This window comes from Alcanivorax sp. DG881 (assembly GCF_000155615.1).
Classification (GTDB): Bacteria; Pseudomonadota; Gammaproteobacteria; order Pseudomonadales; family Alcanivoracaceae; genus Alcanivorax.
Genome location: NZ_DS989915.1, coordinates 1,655,800 through 1,680,309, shown reverse-complemented (window position 1 = coordinate 1,680,309; position 24,510 = coordinate 1,655,800). Strand labels below are relative to the sequence as shown.

The 24,510-nt window shown below is 60.7% G+C and carries 21 protein-coding genes; 14 read left to right on the top strand and 7 right to left on the bottom strand.

The window, feature by feature from the left end:
• Positions 1-18 precede the first annotated feature (18 nt).
• Positions 19-657 (bottom strand): ComF family protein, encoded by a 639-nt coding sequence (locus ADG881_RS07445; RefSeq protein WP_232211703.1) that lies wholly within the window; start codon positions 655-657, stop codon positions 19-21.
• Positions 658-807: 150 nt separating this feature from the next.
• On the opposite strand from ADG881_RS07445, the gene bioB reads away from it, so the two are divergent.
• From bioB to ADG881_RS07410, 7 genes are all read left to right on the top strand, one after another.
• A complete protein-coding gene (gene bioB, locus ADG881_RS07440) occupies positions 808-1,959 on the top strand; it encodes a biotin synthase BioB (protein WP_007149089.1) in 1,152 nt (383 codons plus the stop codon).
• Between the two features lie 9 nt (positions 1,960-1,968).
• A complete protein-coding gene (gene bioF, locus ADG881_RS07435; RefSeq protein WP_007150234.1) occupies positions 1,969-3,114 on the top strand; it encodes an 8-amino-7-oxononanoate synthase in 1,146 nt (381 codons plus the stop codon).
• A 63-nt stretch (positions 3,115-3,177) separates the two neighbouring features.
• A complete protein-coding gene (gene bioH / locus ADG881_RS07430) occupies positions 3,178-3,990 on the top strand; it encodes a pimeloyl-ACP methyl ester esterase BioH (RefSeq protein WP_007151288.1) in 813 nt (270 codons plus the stop codon).
• Complete coding sequence (gene bioC, locus ADG881_RS07425) at positions 3,956-4,777, top strand: malonyl-ACP O-methyltransferase BioC (protein ID WP_050760131.1); 822 nt, start codon at positions 3,956-3,958, stop codon at positions 4,775-4,777. The genes bioH and bioC overlap by 35 nt, the downstream gene beginning before the upstream one ends.
• A 287-nt stretch (positions 4,778-5,064) precedes the next feature.
• The gene (gene bioD / locus ADG881_RS07420) at positions 5,065-5,709 is read left to right on the top strand and encodes a dethiobiotin synthase (protein WP_007149762.1); all 645 of its coding nucleotides are present in this window, start codon (positions 5,065-5,067) and stop codon (positions 5,707-5,709) included.
• A 186-nt stretch (positions 5,710-5,895) separates the two neighbouring features.
• Complete coding sequence (locus tag ADG881_RS07415) at positions 5,896-7,623, top strand: alkaline phosphatase (protein ID WP_007149814.1); 1,728 nt, start codon at positions 5,896-5,898, stop codon at positions 7,621-7,623.
• The gene (locus ADG881_RS07410; protein ID WP_007150094.1) at positions 7,620-9,740 is read left to right on the top strand and encodes a metallophosphoesterase; all 2,121 of its coding nucleotides are present in this window, start codon (positions 7,620-7,622) and stop codon (positions 9,738-9,740) included. The genes ADG881_RS07415 and ADG881_RS07410 overlap by 4 nt, the downstream gene beginning before the upstream one ends.
• Before the next feature lie 146 nt (positions 9,741-9,886).
• Here the strand turns inward: ADG881_RS07410 and ADG881_RS07405 are convergent, their stop codons facing one another.
• The 5 genes from ADG881_RS07405 to rsgA form a co-directional block, all read right to left on the bottom strand.
• Positions 9,887-10,903, bottom strand: coding sequence for a glycosyltransferase family 9 protein (locus tag ADG881_RS07405; RefSeq protein ID WP_232211702.1), 1,017 nt, complete (start codon positions 10,901-10,903; stop codon positions 9,887-9,889).
• Between the two features lie 437 nt (positions 10,904-11,340).
• A complete protein-coding gene (locus tag ADG881_RS07400) occupies positions 11,341-12,486 on the bottom strand; it encodes an alpha/beta fold hydrolase (RefSeq protein WP_007148887.1) in 1,146 nt (381 codons plus the stop codon).
• Between the two features lie 163 nt (positions 12,487-12,649).
• Complete coding sequence (gene asd, locus ADG881_RS07395) at positions 12,650-13,516, bottom strand: archaetidylserine decarboxylase (RefSeq protein ID WP_007149205.1); 867 nt, start codon at positions 13,514-13,516, stop codon at positions 12,650-12,652.
• A gap of 38 nt (positions 13,517-13,554) precedes the next feature.
• Positions 13,555-14,370 carry a sulfurtransferase gene (locus ADG881_RS07390; RefSeq protein WP_007151492.1) on the bottom strand — a complete coding sequence of 272 codons (816 nt, stop codon included), beginning with the start codon at positions 14,368-14,370 and terminating at the stop codon, positions 13,555-13,557.
• Positions 14,371-14,468: 98 nt separating this feature from the next.
• Positions 14,469-15,518 carry a small ribosomal subunit biogenesis GTPase RsgA gene (gene rsgA / locus ADG881_RS07385; RefSeq protein ID WP_007149783.1) on the bottom strand — a complete coding sequence of 350 codons (1,050 nt, stop codon included), beginning with the start codon at positions 15,516-15,518 and terminating at the stop codon, positions 14,469-14,471.
• A gap of 100 nt (positions 15,519-15,618) precedes the next feature.
• Between rsgA and orn the strand changes: the two genes are divergently transcribed.
• Positions 15,619-16,164: an oligoribonuclease gene (gene orn, locus ADG881_RS07380; RefSeq protein ID WP_007149150.1), complete on the top strand. Its 546-nt coding sequence runs from the start codon at positions 15,619-15,621 to the stop codon at positions 16,162-16,164.
• 183 nt (positions 16,165-16,347) lie between these two features.
• Here the strand turns inward: orn and queG are convergent, their stop codons facing one another.
• Positions 16,348-17,403, bottom strand: a complete 1,056-nt coding sequence (queG, locus tag ADG881_RS07375) for a tRNA epoxyqueuosine(34) reductase QueG (protein WP_007150323.1) — start codon at positions 17,401-17,403, stop codon at positions 16,348-16,350.
• A 99-nt stretch (positions 17,404-17,502) separates the two neighbouring features.
• On the opposite strand from queG, the gene ADG881_RS07370 reads away from it, so the two are divergent.
• The 6 genes from ADG881_RS07370 (at position 17,503) to hfq (ending at position 24,380) form a co-directional block, all read left to right on the top strand.
• Positions 17,503-19,041, top strand: a complete 1,539-nt coding sequence (locus ADG881_RS07370; RefSeq protein ID WP_007151630.1) for a bifunctional ADP-dependent NAD(P)H-hydrate dehydratase/NAD(P)H-hydrate epimerase — start codon at positions 17,503-17,505, stop codon at positions 19,039-19,041.
• Positions 19,038-19,466: a tRNA (adenosine(37)-N6)-threonylcarbamoyltransferase complex ATPase subunit type 1 TsaE gene (gene tsaE, locus ADG881_RS07365; RefSeq protein WP_007150034.1), complete on the top strand. Its 429-nt coding sequence runs from the start codon at positions 19,038-19,040 to the stop codon at positions 19,464-19,466. Before ADG881_RS07370 ends, tsaE begins: the two co-directional genes overlap by 4 nt.
• 20 nt (positions 19,467-19,486) lie before the next feature.
• Positions 19,487-20,839 carry an N-acetylmuramoyl-L-alanine amidase gene (locus ADG881_RS07360; protein ID WP_007150228.1) on the top strand — a complete coding sequence of 451 codons (1,353 nt, stop codon included), beginning with the start codon at positions 19,487-19,489 and terminating at the stop codon, positions 20,837-20,839.
• A 101-nt stretch (positions 20,840-20,940) separates the two neighbouring features.
• Positions 20,941-22,809, top strand: a complete 1,869-nt coding sequence (gene mutL, locus ADG881_RS07355; RefSeq protein WP_007149053.1) for a DNA mismatch repair endonuclease MutL — start codon at positions 20,941-20,943, stop codon at positions 22,807-22,809.
• Positions 22,806-23,852 carry a tRNA (adenosine(37)-N6)-dimethylallyltransferase MiaA gene (gene miaA, locus ADG881_RS07350; protein ID WP_007151370.1) on the top strand — a complete coding sequence of 349 codons (1,047 nt, stop codon included), beginning with the start codon at positions 22,806-22,808 and terminating at the stop codon, positions 23,850-23,852. The genes mutL and miaA overlap by 4 nt, the downstream gene beginning before the upstream one ends.
• A 246-nt stretch (positions 23,853-24,098) precedes the next feature.
• Complete coding sequence (gene hfq / locus ADG881_RS07345; RefSeq protein ID WP_007149110.1) at positions 24,099-24,380, top strand: RNA chaperone Hfq; 282 nt, start codon at positions 24,099-24,101, stop codon at positions 24,378-24,380.
• Positions 24,381-24,510 lie beyond the last annotated feature (130 nt).

Below are 24,510 nucleotides of genomic sequence, written 5' to 3'. Positions count from 1 at the left end.
GGGGTTGGACGGTGCCTGTCAGGCCAACGGCGGGGGCAGTGTGCGCGCCAGGGTCCATACCCGCACGTCCTTTGCGCCGTGATCAAGCAGGCACTGTGCCGCTGCGCGGGCAGAGCTGCCGGTGGTCATGACATCATCCACCAGGATCAGTCGCAGTCCGGTGACAGGGTGCTGACAGTGAAATGCCTGGCGCAGATTGCGTTGCCGCTGTCGGCGGCTCAGCCCTTGCTGGCTGGCAGTGGCCCGTTGACGTACCAGTGCTGGCAGCACGGGGCGTTGCCAGTATTGCCCCATCAGTCTGGCAAGGTGATCCCCCTGATCGAAGCCGCGGCGCCATCGTCGTCGCCAATGGACCGGCAGCGGGCACACGGCATCGGTATCCGCCCATGGCAGGGGCGTCTCTGCCAATAGTGGGGCGAGGGCCCGCTCTACCGTCAGGTCAGCCCGGTGTTTGTAGCGCGTGATGAGGGCGTCTATTGGGAAGGTGTATTGCAGGGGCGCCTGGCTGGCGGAAAACGGCGGTGGCTGGCGAATACAGCGCCCACACAGTGGCGGCACAGAATCCGCCTCGACGGGTTGTTCGTTGCCGTGGGGGAGCCCGCAACGGCAAACCGGTACAGTCAGCCGGGCCAGCAGGTGCAGGCAATCAACGCACAAGGCCCCACTTTCTGATTGGCCGCAGAGAGTACAGGGTGAGGGGTTGATGTGGTTAAAAAGTAGGCTACAGTAAACTTTTGTTGCGGCTTTCAGGTTGACAGGTGCCATGGGGCTCCTTAGCCTGCTGACGTTACCCGAGGAGAATGAAGCATGCCCGCCATCGCCAGCACCGCCCAATCGCCATCCACGGACATGGCTGTACGCCATGACTGGAAACGCAGTGAGATCGACGCCCTGTTTGCCCTGCCGTTCAACGACTTGATCTTCCAGGCGGCGGCGCTGCACCGGGCCCACTTCGATCCCAATGCGGTGCAGGTGAGCACCTTGCTGTCGATCAAGACCGGCGCCTGCCCGGAAGACTGCAAATACTGCTCCCAGTCCGGTCACTACAACACCGAGCTGGAAAAAGAGAAATTGCTGGAAGTGTCCCGGGTGGTGGAAGAAGCCAAGGCTGCCCGGCAGAACGGGGCATCCCGGTTTTGCATGGGCGCCGCCTGGCGCAGCCCCCGCGACAAGGACATGCCCTATGTGCTGGACATGATCCGTCAGGTCAAAGACCTGGGCATGGAAACCTGCATGACCCTGGGCATGCTCGATGAAGGTCAGGCGGGGGCGCTGGCCGAGGCGGGCCTGGATTACTACAACCACAATCTGGACACTTCGCCGGAATACTACGGGCAGGTGATTACCACCCGGACCTACAATGATCGTTTGTCCACCCTGGCCAATGTGCGCGACGCGGGCATGAAGGTGTGCTGCGGCGGTATCGTCGGCATGGGCGAGGAGCGCAATGACCGGGTGGGCCTGCTTCAGCAGTTGGCTAACCTGCCGCACCATCCGGAATCTGTCCCCATCAACATGCTGGTAAAGATTGAAGGCACGCCGCTGGCGGATGTGGACGATCTGGACCCCTTCGAATTTGTGCGCACCGTGGCGGTGGCCCGGATCCTGATGCCGCAATCTTATGTGCGATTGTCTGCGGGTCGTCAGGAAATGAACGACGAAGCCCAGGCCCTGTGCTTTATGGCCGGTGCCAACTCCATTTTCTATGGCGAACGTTTGCTGACCACCGATAACCCGGAAGCCAACCACGACCAACGCCTGTTCAAACGGCTGGGGATTCACCCGCTGGATCCGCGTCACGAAGCGTCCGACGAAGCCCATGAAGAAGCCATCCAGGCGCAGGTATCCGAGCAGCAAGCGGAGGAAGCCGGGCTTTTCTATAACGCCCTGGACTCTAAACGGGCCGCCAAGCATGTGCTGGACAAGGACACCGGTCGGCCCACCGCTACCGAGCACTGAGGCTCGCCTGTGGGCTTTGATCTGGCCGCCGACCTGGCGGCCCGCCGGGAGCAGCACCGCTATCGCCAGCCGCAAATCATGGACGGCCCCTGTGGCCGGCATGCGGTTGTGGGCGGTCAGCAGTACCTGAATTTCTGCAGTAACGATTACCTTGGCCTGGCCAACGATGCGGATGTTATCGAGGCGTTCCGGCAGGGGGCACGGGACTGGGGCGTAGGTAGCGGTGCGTCGCATCTGGTTTGTGGTCATCAGCGTCCGCATCAGAATCTGGAAGAGGCGCTGGCCGAGTACACAGGCCGTGAGCGCGCGCTGCTGTTTTCCACCGGTTACATGGCCAATCTGGGCGTTATGTCCGCCTTGCTGGGCAAGCGCGACGCCGTATTCGAAGATCGCCTCAATCATGCTTCGCTACTGGACGGCGGCCTGCTCAGCGGGGCCCGCTTCCGGCGCTTTGCCCACAATGATGCCGATGCCCTGAGCCGTCAGCTGCAGCGTAGCGATGCCCGTCGCAAACTGGTGGTGGCCGATGGCATCTTCAGCATGGATGGTGATGAAGCGCCGCTGGCGGCCTACGCCGATGCCTGTGACGCTCACGATGCCTGGCTGATGGTGGACGATGCCCACGGCCTTGGTGTGCTCGACCCGCAAGGGCGTGGGTCCTTGTTTGCCCAGGGGGTTAACCCGCGTACCCAGATCCTCATGGGAACGCTTGGCAAGGGGCTGGGTACTGGCGGCGCCTTTGTGGCGGGCAGCCATGATTTGATCGAAACCCTGATACAGTTCGCCCGCACGTTTATCTACACCACGGCCATGCCGGCAGCGGTGGCGGCGGCCACACGGGTCAGTCTCCACAAGTCCCGTGAGGAAAACTGGCGCAGGGAGAAGCTGGCAGAACTGATTGCCCGTTTTCGACACGGTGCCAGTGAGCAGGGCTACACCCTGATGCCGTCGCGCACACCGATTCAGCCATTGCTGATCGGCAGTGATGCCGACGCCATGGCACTCAGTGGTGCGCTCCGGGAAAAGGGCTTGCTGATCACGGCCATTCGCCCGCCCACGGTGCCGGAAGGCGAGGCTCGCTTACGGGTGACACTGTCAGCGGCCCATGAGCTTGAGGATGTGGATGCGTTGCTGCTGGCGCTGGCGAACGCCTGACCCGTTATTGGATTTTATTGTGCCGGGCGCACTGCGCCAGGCATCAAGTTGACCAGGATTGCTATGCCCAAACTGATTCCCTTTCACAATACCTACAAAGCCACGGGTGTGAATGATGACGAGGCGCAGGACATCGTTCTGATTCATGGCTGGGGGCTGCATGCCATTGTCTTTGACGACATTGTGCCGGCCTTGCTGGAACGGTTCCGGGTCACCGTGGTGGACCTGCCCGGCATGGGCCAGAGCCCCATGCCCAACGGGGACTACACCCTGGATTTTCTCGCGGACGAAGTGCTGGCGATCATGCCGGAGCGGGCCCACGTGCTGGGCTGGTCGCTGGGCGGGCTGGTGGCGTTGGCCATGGCTGGGAAAGCGGCGCAAAGGGTGCAGTCGGTAGTCACGGTGGCCACCTCACCGCGGTTTACGACCGGTGAGGGCTGGGATACGGCCATGAAGCCGGACATTCTCGGCAAGTTTGCCGAAATGTTCGACGAGGATCATGAAGGCACCCTAGTGCGTTTCCTCGCATTAAACTGCAAGGGCAGTGCAGCCATGCGCGAGGATACGGCGCGGCTCAAGGAAATCCTTTATTTCTGTGGGCTGCCCGCGCCGAAAGCCTTGCGCAGTGGTCTCGACATTCTGCGCGAGGCAGACATGCGAACGGTCTTGCCGGCGCTGGACATGCCGGTGTTGATGGTCTTTGGTGAGAACGATCATATTGTCCCGGCGGCGGCCATGGCGGCCAGCGAACCGCTGATTCATCACGGCCGCACTGCCCTGATTGAGCAGGTGGCTCATGTGGCTTTCCTGTCGGCACCGGAGACGTTTACGAGAGCGGTTTATGACTTCTATCGCGAATATCGACTGGTCGCTTGAGATGGCTGCGTCCGCTCTGGATAAACATGCGGTCAGCGACCACTTCAGCCGGGCGGCGCACAGCTATGACGAGCATGCCATTTTGCAGCTGGCGGTGGGCCGTTCGCTGGTGCAGCGGTTGCCGCAGCGGTTGCCAGTGAATGCGGCGCTGGACCTGGGATGTGCCACGGCACCTTTTGCCCGGGCCCAGCAGCAAGTGTTGCCTGAGGCTCATTGGCAGGCGGTGGACCTGTCGCGGGCCATGCTGCACGAAGCTGCAGAGCGTGGGCGGTTTAATGAGCGCTATCAGCCTCTCTGTGCGGATGCGGAACAGTTGCCGGTGAGCGATGCCTCCCAGGGATTGGTCTTCAGTTGCTTTGCCCTGCAATGGTGTGATCCCCGCGCGGTCCTGAAAGAGGTTGGCCGGGTGTTGTCTCCCGGGGGGCGCTTGTTGCTGGCGGTGCCGTTGGCAGGTTCCCTGCACGAGTTGCAGCAGAGCTGGCAGGCGGTTAATCGCCGCCCCCATGTGAACGCCTTGCCGGGTTTTGACGACTGGCAGAGCGCCGCCCTGCAGGCGGGCTTTGTTGATGCTGAGATGCAGCAACAGGTGATGGTGGAATACTACGATTCGGTCAAGGCCATCGCCCGTCGGCTCAAGGCCACCGGCGCGGATCATGTCAGCGGCGCCTCCGGTCTTACCGGCAAGAATGCCTGGCAGGCCATGGTGAAAGAATATGAAACCAAGCGAACGCAACAGGGCCTGCCGTTGACCTGGAATGTATTGTTTCTGGAAGCGGAGAAATACTGAGCTATGAGCTTGCTTGGCTTTTCTGCGAAGCCGCTGTAGGAGTTCCCTTCCAGGGGACGAACCGTGCGAAGCGCGGAATCGACCGTAGGGCGATCAGGGATTTCCTGGCTCGACAGGTCTCCAAAGAATGACCTCCCTTTGGTCGCCTCGCTGCGCTCGGTTCGCACCTCAAGTGGTGCTCCTACAAAGACGGAAGCTTCGGCGGTTTGTGGGAGGCTCTGGAACTGTGCGCAGCAGGTCATCGACCGCAGGATGATAAAGGCTAGAAGCTGAACCTAAGGAACCCCATGGAAAACATTAAACCCCCTCTCCCCGCCCTCAAGGGCGTCTTCTTTGTCACCGGCACCGACACTGAAGTCGGCAAGACCTGGGTGAGCTGTCGCCTGTTGGAGCGGGCTCGGGAAACAGGGTTAAGTTGCTATGGGCTCAAGCCGGTTGCTGCAGGCTGTGATGAGACGCCGGATGGGTGGCGTAATGAAGATGCCCTGCAGTTGATGGCGGCCAGTTCAGTGAAGCTGCCCTACGAGATGGTCAACCCAGTGGCATTCAAGGCGCCGATAGCGCCACATATCGCTGCCCAGCAAGAGGGAAAAGATGTCAGCCTGTCCCGGCTGGTGGGGTATGTGCGGGGTGCCTTGAGTGCCCACCCGGCGGACTTGATTCTGATTGAGGGCGCCGGCGGATGGCGCGTGCCGCTCAACAGTCGAGAAATGTTGTCCGGGCTGGCCAAGGAGCTGGATGTGCCGGTGATCCAGGTTGTCGGCATGAAGCTGGGGTGTATCAATCACGCCTTGCTGACCGCAGAGGCCATTGAAAAGGATGGCCTGCGGTACGCCGGCACCATGGCCAATTGTTTTGGTGAGATGGCGGTGCAGGAAGAAAATCTGCTCACCCTGCGTCAGCATTTACCCGGTGCCTTTGCGCTGGTCTGATCGGCACAATCACTGAAATTTCCTGCTGCTTTCCTCGTTTTGTCACCTTTAACTGGGCGGTTACAGGGAGCTACATAGCACTACAGTGCGACTACCCAAGGTCCACTGTTTCCGTGCAATTTCCTGCCTAATCTTGACGTGCTGTTGCCGTAGGGCGATGGCCTTTTATGGTTAGGGGGAATTCTCATGGATCGCAAACGACGTACCCTGGTGCAGGCACTGGGCGCGGGGGGCGCGCTATCACTGGCGGGTTGTGGTGGTGGCAGCAGCTCTTCAGCCGCGCCGCCGGCCAATACGCCTACACCCAGTCTGCCGGACGAACCGGATGCCCCGGACGCTCTGCCCGGCGTGTTTTTCCTGCATGGGGTGGCCTCCGGTGATCCACTGTCTGACCGGGTGATTCTCTGGACCCGCGTCACTCCGGATCTGGATAGCGGTGAGGATGTGGCTGTCACCGTGACTGTGGCCAGTGATCTGGCCATGCAGCAAACGGTGGCGAGCTATACCGCCACCGCCAGTGCGTCCAGCGACTACTGCGTGAAGCAGGATGCCACGGGGCTGCAGCCTGACCGTTGGTATTACTATCAGTTTTCAGTGGGGGATCAAGTCTCCCCTGTGGGGCGGACCCGGACCTTCCCCGCATCGGAAACGTTTATCGACCGGGCCCGTTTTGCGGTGGTTTCCTGCTCCAACTATCCCTACGGATTTTTCTCCGTATACCGGGCCGTGGCCAATCATGCGGATCTGGATTTTGTCTTGCACCTTGGCGATTACCTGTACGAGTACGGGGCCGGAGAGTACGGTGATTTCCCTGAGCGCGATCCGCAGCCTCCCCACGAAATGATCACCCTGGCGGATTATCGTCAACGCCATGCGCAGTATAAAACCGACGAAGATCTGCAGGCGGTGCATCAGCAATTCCCGATGATTGCTGTCTGGGATGACCACGAATCCACCGACAACAGCTACCGCGACGGGGCGGGCAATCATGATCCGCTGACCGAAGGGGATTGGGCTGCCCGCAAACAGATTTCCCAGCAGGCCTACTTCGAATGGTTGCCGATCCGGCCCCGTGAGCCAGGCAATCACAGCGTGATCTACCGCAACTTTGCCTTCGGTGACCTGATTGATCTGACCATGCTGGATACCCGGCTGGAAGGCCGCGATGAGCAGTTGACCATACCCGCCGATCCGGGCCGTAACGACGAAGATCGACACCTGATCAGTGAGCAGCAGATGGATTTTCTGCTCAACAGCTTGAGTGAATCGAACAGCCAGTGGCGCTTCATTGGTCAGCAGGTGATGTTTGCGCAGCTCAATATTGCCGAGATTCCTTCGCTGAGCGAACGCCATGCGCAACTGCGCGGCAATCTGTCTGCCATCAACATGGATCAGTGGGATGGCTACGCGGCGGATCGGTTGAAAATCCTGAACCACATCGACGATAACGATATCGACAACGTGGTGATTCTCACCGGCGATATCCACACCTCCTGGGCCAGCGAAATTTACCGCAATCCGGGCACCCTGTTGGGCGATCTGTTCGACAAGGCGTTGGCGGCAGAATTTGTCACCCCCGCGGTGACCAGTCCCGGTTTTCCGGAAGGCGTGGCAGAGCTTGCCGGCGTGGTGATTCCCGTGGCCAATCCGCATATCCGCTATGTGGAAGCCAAATCCCGAGGTTTCATTCTGGTGGATGTCACCCGCCAGCGTGCCCAGGGTGAGTTCTACTACGCGCAAAGCATTGAGTCCTACGATTTGCGTGGACAGATCAATACCGCAAAAACCAAGGTGGTGACGGTAAAAAGTGGCGACAGTCGCATTATCGAAGATCAGCCATTATCCCGACCGCGCACGTTGCGCACCGCATTTTCCCATCCCCCCGTGCTGAATACTGAAGAGGTGATCTCATGAGCGCTTACTGGAAACTGTTACCCCTGGTGGCGGCGATTACCCTGACGGCCTGTGGTGGTGGAGGCTCCTCCGGTGGCGGCGTGAATGCCGATGCCGGAGGCGGCAATGTGGAAACCCCCAATGGCCCCGGTGATGGTGGTGAAGGGGACGGTGACCCGGATGACGGCGGCGGTGATGAAACCGTCGGCAACCCGCCAGCGGCGGTACGCTTTATTGTGATTGGCGATTCCGGCAGCGGCTCTGCGGGTCAGTATGCCGTGGGGCAGGCGATAGCCGATGTCTGTGACGGCAAGGATGAATTTGTCGGTGATATGGCCTTTGCAGGGTGCGATCTGGTGGTCGGGCTTGGCGACAACATTTATGAATCCGGTGTCACCAGCGTGGATGACCCCCAGTTCGCGGAAAAATTCGAAAAACCGTTTGAGCCGGTACAGCTGCCGTTCTACATGGTGCTGGGTAACCACGACAATACCGGTTACGTGGGCGGCGACGGGGCGGGCAATGCCCGTGGCGAATTCCAGGTGGATTACTCCTATTTCGATGGCCGCCTGTCCGACCGCTGGAATATGCCGGATCGTTATTTTAAACACAGTGCGGGCAATACCTCTCAGGGGGAGCGCCCTCTGGTGGATTTCTTTGCCCTGGATTCCAACCCCATTGCCGGCGGCTTTGCCGACCCGGATATTGCCTACGCGTATCACACCTATGGCGTTGACCAGCGCAACTGGGCAGTGAATGCCATTGCGGGTTCCAATGCGGTATTCCGTATCGGCATGGCGCACCATCCGTACTTGTCCAATGGCAGCCACGGCAACGCGGGCAATTACGATGGTGTTCCCAGTGAATTGTTACCGGTGTTGGCCGGAGAACGCTGGAAGGCGTTCATGGAAGAAGCGGTCTGTGACCAGACTGATTTTTTTCTTGCCGGCCATGACCACGATTTGCAGGTGCTAAACGCCGTGCCTTCCTGCGGGCGCACGGAGTTTGTTGTCAGTGGCGCAGCAGGCAAAACGCGCTCCATTGATGATCCGGAACGAAACGCCGCCCGTTTCCAGCAGGGCGATACCTATGGCTTTTTCTGGATGAAAGCGATAGAGGCGAATACCGAAAGCATGGCGCCGGCTCAGCTCTGCATCGAAGCCTATACGGTGGACCCGGAAGCAGAAGGCCTGGGGGTAATCAGTGGCGGTGAACTAACGCCGGCCTATACCCACTGTTATGAGAAGCAGCCGATGGCGCTACTCAGCGGCAACAATGATTTCTCCGGCCAGCCGCTGGGCGATGGTGCATTGCCGCTGCCGCTGCCAGATGATTTCGATGTGGACTTCACCGGCCCGTTGAAAGAGCTGCGCGAGACACTGGTGTCCGGCTTTACCGAAGTGGGCGCCAACCTGCCGGAAGAACAGCGCGAAGTGTTCGACCAGATCATCGCGGGTACGGACATCCTGTTCAATGCCATGGATGCGGCAACCGCAGCGATCCTGGAAGGCGATAGCAGTGAGATGACACAAGCCGTGCAGGCGGTGTTGGCGGCGTCCGAGCAGTTGCAAGCCATCGATACCAGTGGCTTGCCTGCCCCCTTTGATCAACTGGGCAGCGCCTTTGATGCTTTGGCCGCCGGCGTCGGTACCGGTAGCGGCGATGTGGGTCTGGGCGGTGACGGCAGCACAGTAGACGATATCGCCTTTATTGCTGCGCCGCTGGTGTCTCTGTCGCGCAACCTGAACAATATTCTGGATGGCGTTGAGGAGCAGGTGCCTGGCGAAGTACCCGTGTTCGCCGGGCTTACCTCCGTGTTGTCCACGGTGTCGCTGGGGCTTGCCAATACGTTGGAGCAGTTGGTGATGCTGGATAGCAGCGCCACCGGTGAGCAGTTGGTGGGTACGGTGCAGGCAACGTTGGAACACCTGGTGAATGATGTGCTGTGGCTTAACCAGATTCCCGGCGCAGAGGAATACACCACCTTGCCTGGCGATGCCTTGTCATCGGTGTTGCTCACGGTGGTCCGTGAAGTCACGGAGCAGCTGGATGAGCGGTTGTTGAGCCCGCTGGCTCCCTTGCTGGATTTGTTGTCGCCGATCACTGGCTTGTTGGCGGGTTTGTTCGACGGCCTGTAACCGGAAGCAGAAAACGCATTCCCACAACAACAAAGGCAGATCCATTTTTTGACAATGACGCAGTCCGGAGACGGTCTGCGTTTTCTTTTTTTCGGCTCCAGGCAAATGCCATTATTGAAGGGTTAATTAAAAGAGTGCGCTTGGCGTCACACTGCGCGGCGGGGTGTGGTGGCCTGTGTGCCGACAGGGACGCCCAGGGCCGATAGCGTGTCTATCACCTGATTCACAGTAATGCGCTGCAGGCAGGGGTAGCTGTCCTGCACGCAGCTGCTGCGCTCGCATTCCGCAGCGCAGGCTTGCCAGCGCAATACGCGGGCGAGGGGTGAGAGTGGGTGCCAGAGGTTGTCGTTGGTGGGGCCGAACAGACCGACGGTGGGAATGCCGCAGGCGGCCGCCAAATGCATGGGGCCACTGTCGTTACCCACATAGGCGCGGCTGTGTTGCAGCAATGCGATGAGTTCCGACAGGTTGAGTTGATCACACAGGTCCAGCACCGGTTCGCAGAGAAAGGATTGCACGCGGGCGATTTGCACACGGTCCTTGTGCCCGGCCCCGACCAGGATGGGAGTGAGCCCGGCCCGGCGCGCCTGTTGGCACAGGGAGGCGAATTGTTCCGCGTGCCACATCTTGTAAGTCTTGGTTGCACCCACATGCAGGATCAGGCGGATGTCACCGGCGTGCATGGGCAACAAGGCACGGATGCGTGCGTTGCTGTCCGGGCATTCGGTGAGCGGCAGGTAATGCGCTGGCGCGGTTGCTGCGGGTTGGCTCAGGCTGGCGTAGCCGTACCAGCGGTGGCCTTGCCAGTCCGGTTCCAGCGGCTTGTTATAGAACCAGTGGCCATGGCGCCGCGGTGGGCCAATGCGTGTTGTCGCACCGGACAGTCGGCTCAGCGTGGCGGATTTCTGTTCGCCTTCAATGTCCACGCAGTGCTCTGCGCGAAAGCGTCGCATGGCATGAACAAACATCAGGTAGTGTTTTATCCGTTGCCATAAAGGCCGGGATGAAGAGAGCGCCTGTTCCGGATAAAAGAGAAGCCGTGTTTCGCCGGGTAAGCTTTGCGCCACCAATGCTTGGTAACGCGCATCAACCACCAACAAGGCATCCGGATGTGTCGATAGCATGGCGCGTAAATGCGGCAGGGCAATCAGCAGATTGCCCATGTGACTGCAAGGGAAAAGAATCAACAGGCGAGGCATGAAAGCGAACACAGTTGTCAGCGGAAACTGCTTTCAGACTAGGCGGTAAGGATGACGGTTATATGACGAGTTGCGAGTTGCGAGTTGCGAGTTGCGAGTTGCGAGTTGCGAGTTGCGAGTTGCGAGTTGCGAAAAACAGATAGGTAAAGCCAGAAAAGTTCCTTGGGCTCGACAGGTTTCAGGAAACATTGCGGGTAGACCTGGATTCCTGTCGCCTCGCTCCGCTCGGTTCGCCCCTCAAGTTGGGCTCCTACAGTAGGGCCAACGGAGAGGCTGGTGTCGCTCCGGTTTTTAAACTTTGAACTTTGAACTTGCAACTGGATCCTGCGGGCAGGGCAGCCACCGTGAGGCACCGCGCCTAACCCGCGTTGTCGCTAGTCACTAGTAGCTCGTCGCTGCTTTTAATCCCGCTCGATCAACCAGTCCGCAATGCGTCCCCAGCTCTGTTTCTGCGCGGCGGCACTGCCCAGGATGCCCATGTGGCCACCCTCAATGGTGACAAAGGTTTTATCCTTGCTGCGAATCAATGGCTTCATGGCCTGGCTGCATTCCGGGGTGACGATGGGATCGTTGGCGCCGGTAATGTTGAGCACGTTGGCGGTCACCCGGTTCAGGTGCCCGTCAGTTCCCTCCATGGGGAGCTGGCCATGGGCGACCACGTTGTCCGTCCACAGGTAGCGGATGATGTCCTGAATCACGCCGCCGGGGTAGGCCACCATGTCGTCCAGAAAGGCGCCGTTGGTGGCGTGGGAGGCGACGAAGTCCCGGTCGTGCAGGTTCTTCATCAGGCTCCAGTAGCCTTGCAGGCTGCCAATGGGGTTGGTCAGCTTGAAGGCTAGGCTGTTTACCCAACCCGGTGAGCGCAACAGATCCGCAGGCACATCATGGATACGCAGGCCGGTGCGTTTGCGAATCCACTTGGCCCGGCGGCTCAGGGCACGGTATTGGCCGCCCAGGGCGCCGTTGCGGTGATAATCCGTAGGCGCACCGACCAGCACCAGGTTCTTGATGTCCGGGTCATTGCCCAGGGCGGTGTAGCACAGGCTGAACAGCCCGCCGAAGCTCCAGCCGTGCAGACTCAGTTTTTGCTGGCCACTGTGCTGGCGGACCTGCACCAGCAGTTTGGGTAAATAGTCCGCAAAGTAGCTGCTCAGGCTCAGGTGGTTGTGATGGCGACCGGGCCGGCCCCAGTCGACCATGTACAGCTCGAACCCGCGGGCGCGCAGGTAGCGCACCAGGCTGCGCTGGGGGAACAGATCGTAGATCAGCATGTTCACTGCCAGCGGTGCTACCAGTACCAGCGGGGTGCGCTGGGAGGTCTGGCTGACCGGGGTCACCGTGCCGTCGGACAGGGGAATGGCGTTTTCCGTCAACGGTGGGTAGTAGCGCAGTTTCACCAGGCCATCGTCGAACAGGGTGTCGTAGGGCGTCTGTTCGGCCTGGCTTAATTGCCGGGCATCGAACAGGCGGGCGCGGCCATTGTCCAGGCGCTGTCGCCAGGGGCGGGTCCGGGTTTGAACGGCCTGTTGCAGTGTGTCAGTGAGCATGAAGTCTACCGGCTATGGATCAACGGCCGGTTATTGTAGGGAAGATGCGGGCGGGCGCAGTTGCCGTGCGGACCGTGATGCCTGTCAGGGGGGATACCCGCCCCGATTTGCCGCAATTCTGGTCATTGCGGCGGAGCGGAGGATGTGCTGGCCTGTGTGCTGCTTAGTGAGCGTAAGCACCCAGTTTGCCGAGTACCTGTACCTGGCTGCCGGCTTTCAGATTGTCGGCAAACCCAGCTTTTCCTTCCGGGAACAGCATAACCACGGTGGAACCCAGCAGGAAGCGCCCTAATTCATCCCCTTTTTGCAGGGTGATGGGGGCGGTGCGCAGGTAGTCGGTGGTGACCACCTGCTTGGGTAGCGGCGTCACCTGACCGCTGAAGACGGTTTCAATGCCGGCGACGATCATGGCACCCACCAGAATCACCGCCATGGGGCCCTGTTCGGTATCAAAGATGCACACCAGCCGTTCGTTGCGGGCAAACAGGTTGGGCACGCCGTTGGCCGTGGCTTCGTTTACCGAGAACAGGTCGCCGGGCACGTAGCGGGTTTCGCGCAGGGTGCCGGTAAAGGGCATGTGCACCCGGTGGTAGTCACGGGGCGACAGGTAAATGGTGGCGAACTGACCGTTGGTAAATTCGCTGGCCAGCGCGCTGTCACCGCCGAGCAGGTCATACAGGGAGTAATCGTGACCCTTGGCCTGGAAGATCTGGTTGGCACGAATGGCGCCAAGCTGGCTTACGGCACCGTCTGCCGGGCAGGCAATCTCGTTATCGCCGCTGGCTTCCAGTGGGCGGGCGTCGGCTTTCAGCGCCCGGGTAAAAAAGGCATTGAAAGAGGGAAACTGATCCGCGTCTTCAATTTGTGCTTCGGACAGGTCAATACCGAACCGTTTCATGAACAGGTTGATAAAGGTGGTCTTGATCCACGGCACTTCGCTGCGGGCCAGCATGCCCACCAGTCGGGACAGGCCGTGCTGGGGGACCAGGTACTGCAGGGTAACGAACAGTTTGTCGCGCCAGTTATTCAAGGGGAATCCTTACTCTTTCAGGGAGCCATTGGCCCGGATTATTCGGTTTTCTGCGCGGGAGTATCGGGGTGATTGCCCCACTCGGCCCAGGAGCCGGCGTAGCCGCGTATGCGTTCAAAGCCCAGCAGTTTGCCCACCAGCCAGGAAAAGCTGGAGCGGTGGTGGGTCTGGCAGTGGGTAATCACTTCCTTGTCGCCGGTGATGCCCAGAGCGGCCAATTCTGCGCGGATGTCTTCCAGTGGACGCAGGCGCAGGTTGTTCTGCTTGTCCATGGGTTCGGTCCATTCGTGGTGGCGGGCGCCGGGGATGTGCCCCGCCTTCTGGGCGAAGGCGCGCACGCCGTCGAACTCATCCAGGGAGCGGGAATCCCAGATCACCACATCGTCATCCTGATAGTGGGCCAGCAGGTAATCCAGATCCACCTCGGTGAGGGGGGCATGGGGGCCGACTTCATAATCGCTGGGGGTGGGCTCGTGGGCTTCGCTGCTGGTGGGGAGGCCTTCTGCCAGCCAGGCGTGGATGCCCCCGTTCAGGTAGCTGTAGTGCTTGTGGCCGATGGCGTCCAGGGTCCACAGCAGGCGCCCGGCCCAGCCGCCGCCTTCGTCGTCATAGGCGATGACATGGGTGTCCGGAGTCAGGCCCAGTTCGGAGAACAGGCCGCTCAGGGCGTCATCGGAAGGGATCATGCCTGGCGCAGGCTGGGCGCCGGTCTGCAGTCGCTTGAAGTCCAGATGGATGGCGCCGGGAACATGGGCCTGGACGTAAACGGCCGGTTTGCTCAGGTCGAGGATGAGCAGGTTGTCATCCTCAAGACGGTTGGCGAGTTCGGTGGGTTCGAGCAACAGTGGCAACATAAGAGGCAATGAATAGTTAATAATGAATAATTAATAGCGAAACAACTTCGCGCAGCGAAGTCCAATTATTAACTATTCATTATTCATTATTAACGGGTTCACTGATACCTCTCCCGTCCTTCCTCGTCCAGGGTGTCGGCGATCTGGTAGAAATTACTCAGCCGTTCTTCATCGATATCGCCGTTTTCGGCGGCAGTGATCAGCGCGCAGCCGGGTTCGTTGCGGTGTGAACAATTGCGGAATTTGCAGTAACCCGCCAGCTCGGAGAGCTCCCGGTAGCCGTGCAGCAGGTCGTCTTCGCCGATATGCCACAGGCCGAATTCGCGGATGCCGGGGGAATCAATCAACTGGCCGCCGGTGGGCAGATGAACCAGCCGGGCGGTGACGGTGGTGTGCTGGCCCAGGCCGGAGTTGCTGGACAGCTCGCCCACCTGCAGGTCCGCTTCCGGCATCACCCCATTGACCAGTGAGGATTTGCCCACCCCGGACTGCCCGACAAACACGCTGGTCTTGCCTGCCAGGGCTTCATGCAGTGGCGCCAGTCCTTCGCTCTGGTGAGCGCAGACTTCCAGAACCGGATAGCCGAGGCGGCGATACATGTCGGACAGTTCATCCACAAAGGGGCGCAGGGTTTCGTCGATCAGGTCGGCCTTGTTGAGCACCAGGGTGGCGGGGATATTGGACAGCTCGGCGGCCACCAGATAACGGTCCAGCAGGGCGCTTGAGGGTGTGGGAAGCGGCGCGAACACCACCAGCATCTGTTCCACGTTGGCCGCAACCGGCTTCAGGTTGCCGTACAGGTCCGGGCGCTTGAGTACCGTGTCGCGGGGCTCGATGGCGACTACCACACCCAGGCCTTCGCTTTTGGGCGGCTGCCAGATCACCTTGTCGCCAACAACCAGCTGCTCCAGGGTGGCGCGAAAGTGACACCGCCGTGTCTTTCTGTTTTCCCCATTCGGGCCGTCCGCATTTTCCACTTCCACCTGCTGGCCGAAATGGGCAGTGATAAACCCGTGTTGCTCATCGCCAAGATCATCGGCCACCAGGTTCTCCTGCTGGTCGTTACGGCGGTTGGCGCGGTCGCGTTTTTCCGCCTGGATCTTTTCGATGCGCCATTGTTGGCGGCGATTGAGCTTGCGTTTGGCCACGGGTTATTACGGTCCTGTCTTCAGGTAGGCAATCTGGTATGTGAGTAGCGCCATGCTACCATGGAGGCCTAATTCCGCGTAGCAAAGAGATGCCGAGCCCATGACCGACAAGCGCAATAACCTGATCTGGATCGATCTGGAAATGACCGGCCTGAGCCCGGAAAACGATCGCATCATCGAAATCGCCACCATTGTTACCGATGCCGAGTTGAATGTGCTGGCAGAAGGGCCGGTGCTGGCGGTGCATCAGAGCGATGCGCTACTGGATGGCATGGACGAATGGAATACCACCCACCATAACAACTCCGGGCTGGTGGCCAGGGTGAAAGCCAGCATGGTGAATGACGCGGCAGCAGAGTCCCAGACCATCGCGTTTCTGGAGCAGTACGTGGAAGCGGGCATGTCGCCCATGTGCGGCAACAGCATCTGCCAGGATCGACGTTTCCTGGCCAATTACATGCCGCAACTGGAAGCCTTTTTCCATTACCGCAACCTGGATGTGTCCACCCTGAAAGAGCTGGCCCGCCGCTGGAAGCCGGAAATCCTGCCGGGCTTCAGCAAGGAGAACAAACACCTGGCACTGGATGACATCCGCGAATCCATCGCCGAGCTGGTGTATTACCGCGAGCATTTTATTAGCGCCTGACCGGCGCCGCTGGCACGCTTCACGCAGCACGCTGACCACGCTGACATGCAAAACAGGAAAGAAGCGCAGGGTGAATAGGCGTGAGCCTGTCTTCGCCCTGCGGAACCCCGGATCCGGAGCGCCTGTAGGAGTACCTCTCGAGGTGCGAACCGCGCGTCAGCGCGAAAGTTGGCCGAAGCGTTGTCAGGGATTGGCAGCGCCGTGCTGCTCCAGTGCCCACAACACATGCTCGCGCACGGTTTCATCCGGGTAATCCATCCTGGTGTTCAACGCCTGCACGATGTCCTCGGTGGTGGGCGCATTTCCCAGTGCCACGGCAATATTGCGCAGCCATTTCAGATACCCGGCGCGACGAATCGCCGATCCCGCCGTGCGCTCCAGAAATTCTTCTTCGCTCCATGAAAACAGTGAGACCAGGTCACTGTCGCCCAGCCCGTGGCGGGGGTGGAAATCGGTTTCGCCGGTGTGCTGGGAGAAGCGATTCCAGGGGCACATAAGCTGGCAGTCGTCGCAGCCGAAAATGCGGTTGCCGATGCCTTTGCGCAGGTCTTCGGGAATGCTGCCTTCGTGTTCGATGGTCAGGTAGGAAATGCAGCGCCGGGCATCCAGTTCATAGGGCGCCACAATGGCGTCGGTGGGGCAGACGGTGATGCAGGCTTTGCACTTGCCGCAATGGTCTTCGCCGGGGGTGTCCACCGGCAAGGCAATGTCGGTGTAGATCTCGCCCAGAAAGAACCAGCTGCCCGCTTCCCGGTTCAACACCAGGGTGTGCTTGCCCTGCCAGCCCAGCCCGGCTTTCGCCGCCAGCGGTTTTTCCATTACCGGGGCGCTGTCCACAAAAGCCCGGGCCAGCTCGCTGTCCGCCACGGCCTCACGAATGCGCCCGGCCAGAATCGCCAGGCGCTTGCGGATCAGCTTGTGATAGTCACGGCCCAGGGCATAGCGGGATACATAGGCCTTGTCTTTCTGTTGCAGCAACTTCACCGGTTGGGTGTCCGGGGGCAGGTAATCCATGCGCGCGGAAATCACCCTCAGGGTGCCCGGTTCCAGCTCCCCGGGGCGAAAGCGTTTGTTACCGTGGGCCGACATCCAGTTCATTTGCCCCTGATAACCTTTTGCCAGCCACGCTTTCAACTGCGCTTCTTCGGCGTGCAGATCCGTATCGGCAATACCGATTTGCTGGAAGCCGAGTTCGCGGCCCCATTGCTGGATTTGGGCTTTCAGTTGATTCAGATCCATGACGTTTCGGGGCAACCGGCTCTCGTGCGTATAATGGCGGGAAATGTGTTGTGGCGCCCCGGTAAACGGGGGCGCACGAAATAACGCGAAGGATAACAGGTGACCGAGCTACCTGCTGCTTTATACACCGCGGCGCAAACCCGCGAGCTGGACCGACTGGCCATTGCCGCCGGCACTCCGGGCGCCGAGCTGATGGAGCGGGCCGGGCAGGCGGCCTTTGATGCCCTCTGCGAGCGCTGGCCCCAGGCCAGCAAGCTGGCGGTGTTGTGTGGTGGCGGTAATAACGGTGGTGATGGCTATGTGGTGGCGCGGCTGGCGGCGGAGGCCGGCCTGCAGCCGCAGATCTGGTTTACCCGCGCGCCGGATCAGCTCAAGGGCGATGCCCTGACCATGGCCCGACGTTGCCAGGCAGCCGGCATTCCCATGCAGCCGCTCACCCACTCGGACCTGCCGCGCTCTGCGGACCTGTTGGTTGATGGCCTGCTGGGTACTGGTCTTAAAGGTCCGTTGCGTGATGACGTGGCCGCCTTGTTGCGCGCCCTGAATGGGTTGTCGCTTCCGGTGCTGGCGCTGGATATTCCTTCGGGGCTCAGCGCCGACAGCGGCATGCCGCTGGGGGCAGTGTTGCAGGCGGAGATGGCCTGTACCTTTATTGGTCTCAAGCGCGGTCTGCTCACCGGCGAAGGGCCGTTGCATTGCGGCGCGCTGCGTTTTTTCGATTTGCAGGTGGGGCGGGATGTTTACGCCCAGGTGCAGCCGGACTGCCTTAGCCCCGGCGCCGAGACGCTCCAGCGCCGTTTGCCCGCCCGCCGGGTGGATGGCCACAAGGGCCATTATGGCCATGTGCTGGTGATTGGTGGCGATCATGGTTTTGCCGGCGCGCCGGTCATGAGTGCCCAGGCCGCCGCCCGTTGCGGGGCGGGCAAAGTGACGTTGATTACGCGTCCGGCCCATGTGGCGGTGGCGTTGATCCGCCAGCCGGAAATCATGGTGCGCGGTGTGGATCGCCCGGAAGACGCTGTCGCGCTGATGGAGGCGGCCACGGTGATTGCCATTGGCCCTGGGTTGGGGCTGGATGCGTGGGGCCGAGGCTTGCTGGATGCGGCACTGGCAACGGGCAAGCCGATGGTGGTGGACGCCGATGCGCTGACCCTGATCGCCGGGCAGGCCGATATCGGCACGGCGGATTGGGTGCTCACTCCGCACCCGGGTGAGGCGGGCCGGCTGTTGGGTGTGTCCGCTGGCGACATTCAGCAGGACCGGTTTGCCGCACTGGACAGTTTGTCTGCCCGTTATGGCGGTACCGTGCTGCTCAAGGGGCTGGGTACTCTGGTGCAGGGCGAGCCTGTGGATGCCGGTCCGGTCCGGTCCCTGATTCGCGATGGCAACCCGGGCATGGCGTCCGGGGGCATGGGCGACGTGCTGACCGGGGTGATTGCTGCGTTGCGGGCCCAGGGGCTGAACGGGTTTGATGCGGCCCGGCTGGGTGCCATGGTGCACGCCCGGGCGGCAGACCATTGTGCGGCGGCGCAGGGTGAGCGGGGTTTGCTGGCTACCGATTTGCTCGGGGCCCTGCGTCAGCAATTGAACCACAGGCTGCAGGGCCATGAATTGCCGCAAGGGGCAGACAAGAAATGAGTCAGGAGTTTTACGATTTACCGGATGAGGCGGCGACCCTGTCGCTGGGCGCGGAGCTGGGCCACCGCCTGGCGGCGGGCGGCTGCGTTTATCTCGAAGGTGACCTGGGCGCGGGGAAAACCACCCTGGTTCGCGGTATGCTCCGTGGCTTGGGGCATGAAGGGGCCGTAAAGAGCCCGACGTACACCATTGTGGAACCCTACGAGATTGCTGGCGTCCATATCTATCACTTTGACCTGTATCGTCTGGCGGATCCGGAAGAGCTGGAGCTGATCGGCGTACGGGATTATTTCGATGCCAGCTCCCTGTGTTTGCTGGAGTGGCCGGAGCGGGGCGCCGGAGTGGTGCCAACGCCGGATTTGACCATTACACTGGCCGTGAATGGCCACGGAAGAAAAGCGACCCTGAAATGGGGTGGTGACTAAACGCCTATGACTAAACGCTTATGACAACACGCATTCACAACAAGAAAACCGTTTCGACCGTTTTGTTCACTCTGGCAGCGTTGTGCTGGAGTTCGCTGGCGTTTGCCCAGACCACCATCGATTCCGTGCGCCTGCACCGGGCGCCGGACCACACCCGGATCGTGTTTGATTTGCCGGCGCCGGTGGATCACAAGCTCGACAAGCTGGCCAACCCGGATCGCATTGTGCTCGATCTACAGGATGCGGCGCTGGATTTCGACGTGAAAACGCTGGATTACGCCAGCAGCCCCATTGCCAATATCCGGGTGGGCAAACACACGGATAAAACCCGGGTGGTGCTGGACATGAACGAGTCCGTGCGCACTCGTACCAATCTGCTCAAACCCATCGACCCCCACGGCTGGCGGCTGGTGGTCGACCTGTTCGACAAGGAACTGCAAACCGCCAAGGCCGACAAGCCCAAGCCGCAAAAGCCGGCGGAGCCCAAGGCGCAGCGGCTGATGGTTGTGGCCATTGATGCGGGGCACGGCGGAGAAGACCCGGGCGCCCGTGGTCCCAGTGGCACCTATGAAAAGACCATCGTTCTGCAGATTGCCAAAAAACTGGAGGCGCTTGTTAATGGCAAGGCCGGCATGCGCGCGGTGATGGTGCGCGATGGCGATTACTACGTGCCCCTGGTCGAGCGCCGCAAGATCGCCAGGGAAAAGCACGGTGCGGATGTGTTTGTCTCTATTCACGCGGATGCCTTCACCGACGCCCGCGCCCATGGCGCCTCTGTGTTTGCCCTGTCCAACCGGGGGGCCACCAGTGCCCGGGCCCGCTATCTTGCCAAGATCGCCAACGAGTCCGACCGCGTGGCCGGGGTGTATGAAGAAGAGGAAGACGACAGTTCGTTATACAGCGTGCTGGCGGATCTGCAGATGAACGGCTCCATGGCCGGCAGTCTCTATCTGGGGCGTCAGGTGCTGATGGAAATGGGCAAGGTGACCAAGTTGCACGGTGGCCGCGACAAGGTGGAGCAGGCCGGTTTTGCGGTGCTTAAAGAGCCGGAAATGGTCTCCATCCTGGTGGAGACCGGCTTTATCTCGAACCCCACCGAAGAGCGGAATTTGCGCTCCTCGGCGCACCAGGCCAAGCTGGCTCGCTCGGTGCTCAATGGCATCGACGCCTATTTCCGTAGCCACCCGTCGCCCAATAGCTGGTACGCGGCCCAGCGCCGTGAGCAGGGTGATGAGTATCGTATTCAGCCCGGTGATACACTGTCGGAAATTGCCCGGCAGTACAGTGTTTCCGAGCAGTCGATCCGTTCGGCCAACGGCATGGATGGCGACCGCATCATGGTCGGCCAGGTACTGAAAATCCCTCGTTCGTGACCTTCCGCTTGCACGCAACAAGCAGCATGCCGGCACGCTGAATTCCAGGCGTGCCGGGTGCCCGGTGTGGCGGGGTCAGATAACTTCCTAAAGGATTTGTTTTGTCCAAGATTCAGCTGCTTGATTCCCGCCTTGCTAACCAGATTGCCGCCGGTGAAGTGGTTGAGCGTCCTGCGTCTGTGCTCAAGGAATTGCTGGAAAATGCGCTGGATGCCGGCTCGGAATCCATCAGCGTGGATGTGGAGCAGGGGGGGGTGAAGCTGGTGCGGGTGCGCGATAACGGTAACGGCATCGAACGCGATGACCTGCCGCTGGCCCTGTCCCGGCACGCCACCAGCAAAATTCGTGGGCTGGATGATCTGGAGGCCATCGGTACTCTGGGCTTTCGTGGTGAAGCCCTGGCGGCGATCAGCTCCGTCTCACGATTGAGCCTGGCCAGTAACGTGGAAGGCGAAGCGGAAGGCTGGCAAGTGACCGTGGAAGGGCGCGATATGGCGCCCACCGTGGCTCCGGCCGGTCATCCCCGTGGCACCACCGTGACCATGCGCGACCTGTTTTTTAATACCCCGGCCCGACGCCGGTTCCTGCGCACCGAAAAAACCGAATTTAATCATCTCGAAGAAGTGTTTCGGCGCATCGCCCTGAGTGAATTCAATACCGCGTTTCGTCTTACCCATAACCAGAAAGTGATTCATCAGCTGCCCGCCGGGCTGGATGACACTCTGCGGGCGGCTCGGGTGGCCAAGCTGTGTGGCAAGGGCTTTATGGAGCAGGCGGTAGCCGTGGACGTGGAGCGCGATGGCTTGCGTCTGCACGGCTGGATGGGCCTGCCCACGTTTTCCCGTTCCCAGGCGGACCTGCAATATTTTTATGTGAATGGCCGGGTGATTCGCGACAAGGTGGTCAGCCATGCGGTGCGCCAGGCGTATGCGGATGTGCTCTACCACGGCCGCCACCCGGCCTATGTACTGTTTCTGGAGCTGGACCCGGCCATGGTGGATGTGAACGTTCACCCCACCAAGCACGAAGTGCGTTTCCGCGAACAGCGCATGGTGCATGGTTTTCTGTATAGCTCATTGCATCGCGCCATTGCCGGGGTACGCCCGGGGCAGGAGCTGGCCGGTTCCGTGGTCGATGAAGGTGCGACAGCCGCCGGCATGGATACGGCCATGGCGCCCAGTCAGGGCAATATGTCGCTGACTTCGCCGGCGGGAGCGGGTATGTCTTCCCTGTCTCGCCCGGCCGGGCAGGCCTATCCGCCCACGGGTGGCAGCGCGTTTTATGGCCAGGGCGCCCGTCAGGCGGATGCCTACGGAGCCCTGGTGGGGCAGCAGGTCAGCGAGTCGGCGCCGTCGATGATGCCGCCGGCCAGCGAAGACGAAACCGTACCGCCGCTGGGCTACGCGGTGGCGCAACTGCACGGCATCTTTATTCTGGCGGAAAACCAGCAAGGCATGGTGGTGGTGGATATGCATGCCGCCCACGAACGGATTACCTATGAGCGGCTCAAGCAGAGCTGGGCGGACGACAAGGTGCGCAGCCAGCCGTTGTTGGTGCCAGTGTCGCTGGCCGTGTCCTCCCGGGAAGCGGATTTCGCCGAGCAGCAGCCGGAGGTGTTTTCCCGGCTGGGGTTCGGTGTCGAGCGAGCCGGGCCGGAAACCCTGGTGGTGCGCGAAGTGCCCGCCTTGCTGCGTAACGGTGACAGCGAATCCATGGTCCGCGATGTGTTGTCGGATTTGCTGGCGCAAGGCAGCAGTGAGCGCATTGCCCAGAAACTGGATGAGCTGTTGTCCACCATGGCCTGCCACGGCAGTGTGCGTGCCAATCGGCGCCTGACGATCCCGGAAATGAATGCCCTGTTGCGCGATATGGAAGCCACCGAGCGTTCCGGCCAGTGCAACCACGGCCGCCCCACCTGGACCCAGATGAGCATCAAGGATCTGGATCGACTGTTTATGCGGGGGCAATGATGAACGCCGGACGCCAGACGCCGGACGCCCAACGTGAAACCGGCTCAGTCCGGCGTCCGGCATCCGGCATCAAGCCTGTTTTTCTTCTTATGGGCCCTACCTGTTCCGGCAAGACGGCGCTGGCTATCGAGGCGGTGCAGTCCCTGCCCATCGAAATCATCAATGTGGACTCGGCGCTGGTCTATCAGGGCTTGAATATTGGTGCTGCCCGCCCCACTGAAGAAGAGCTGGCATTGGCGCCACACCGGTTGCTGGGCTTTCGTGATCTGACCGAGCCCTATTCCGCTGCGGATTTTCGCGCCGATGCGCTCAGTCATATCGAAGAGATCCACGCCAACGGCAAGTTGCCGTTGCTGGTGGGCGGCACGGTGCTGTATTTCAAGGCCCTGGTGGAGGGGCTGGCGCCGTTGCCGGAAGCGGACCCGCAGGTGCGGGCGGAGATTGCGGCCCTGGCCGATGCGCAAGGCTGGCCGGCGGTGCATCAGGCGCTGGCCGAGGTGGACCCGGTGACAGCGGCGCGGCTCAAGCCCACGGACCGGCAGCGGTTACAGCGAGCGCTGGAAGTGTTTCGCCTCACCGGTCGGCCGTTGTCCGCATTCCACGCGGAGCATCATACAACTGTCATAAAGAACCGGGATGGTTTGAGTCAGTTCAGTGGGTTGCCGTATCCCGTGCTTAGCCTGGCGCTGGCGCCCCGGGACCGGGGCTGGCTGCACGAGCAGATTGCCCTGCGTTTTCGGGCCATGCTCGACGCCGGTTTGCTGGCCGAAGTGGAAGGGCTGCGGCAGCAAACACAGCTGCATCCGGCGTTACCGGGCATCAGGGCGGTGGGCTACCGCCAGGTGTGGGAATATCTGGACGGCCAGTATGACTACGACACCATGGTGGAGCGGGGCATTATCGCCACCCGCCAGCTGGCCAAACGCCAGTTCACCTGGTTGCGAAAATGGCCGGATCTGCAGTGGTTCGACAGTAATGATCTGTCACAGCGAAAGGCGCTGTTTGAGCTGCTTGCGAAGAACTGTAAATCTGTGTTTAGTTAGCCCAGAAAGCATGCGTTTTGGTTTATAATGCAATGACTGCATAGGTCGGCGACGTTGCTTGGGAATGGTGTCGCGGCCATGGATGGGTCGGGACCCGGAACCTTTTGCCTGGGTTGTTGACAAAAATTTGCCCGGTGGCGCACCGGGCGAAGGTGGTGGCCGTTTGGGACGGTTTCGCTGCTTTAACGCGCTGATTGCCCGAAGTGTTGGGCGCTACTTTTTACTGTTATTTCAAGGAGATCTGCCATGTCAAAGGGGCACTCGCTACAAGACCCTTTCCTGAACGCGCTGCGTAAGGAGCGTATTCCGGTATCTATTTTTCTGGTGAACGGAATAAAGCTGCAGGGGCAAATTGAGTCTTTTGACCAATATGTCGTGCTGCTGAAAAATGCAGTCAGCCAGATGGTGTACAAGCACGCGATTTCTACCGTGGTGCCGGCCCGTAACCCGCGCGCAACCGGTAACCCGGCCATGGCCGCAGGGGCAACGGCTGCTCCGGCTGCCGACGAAGGATATGGCAATCAGTAACGCTGTTTGCCGTGCCTGAGTTACACAGAGCCACCTTCGGGTGGCTCTGTGCGTTGTGACCTGTGCGTATTTCCTGCCTTTCCACCGTCATCCTGGTTTAAACTAGGGCCACCTGTCCCCATATCCGGAT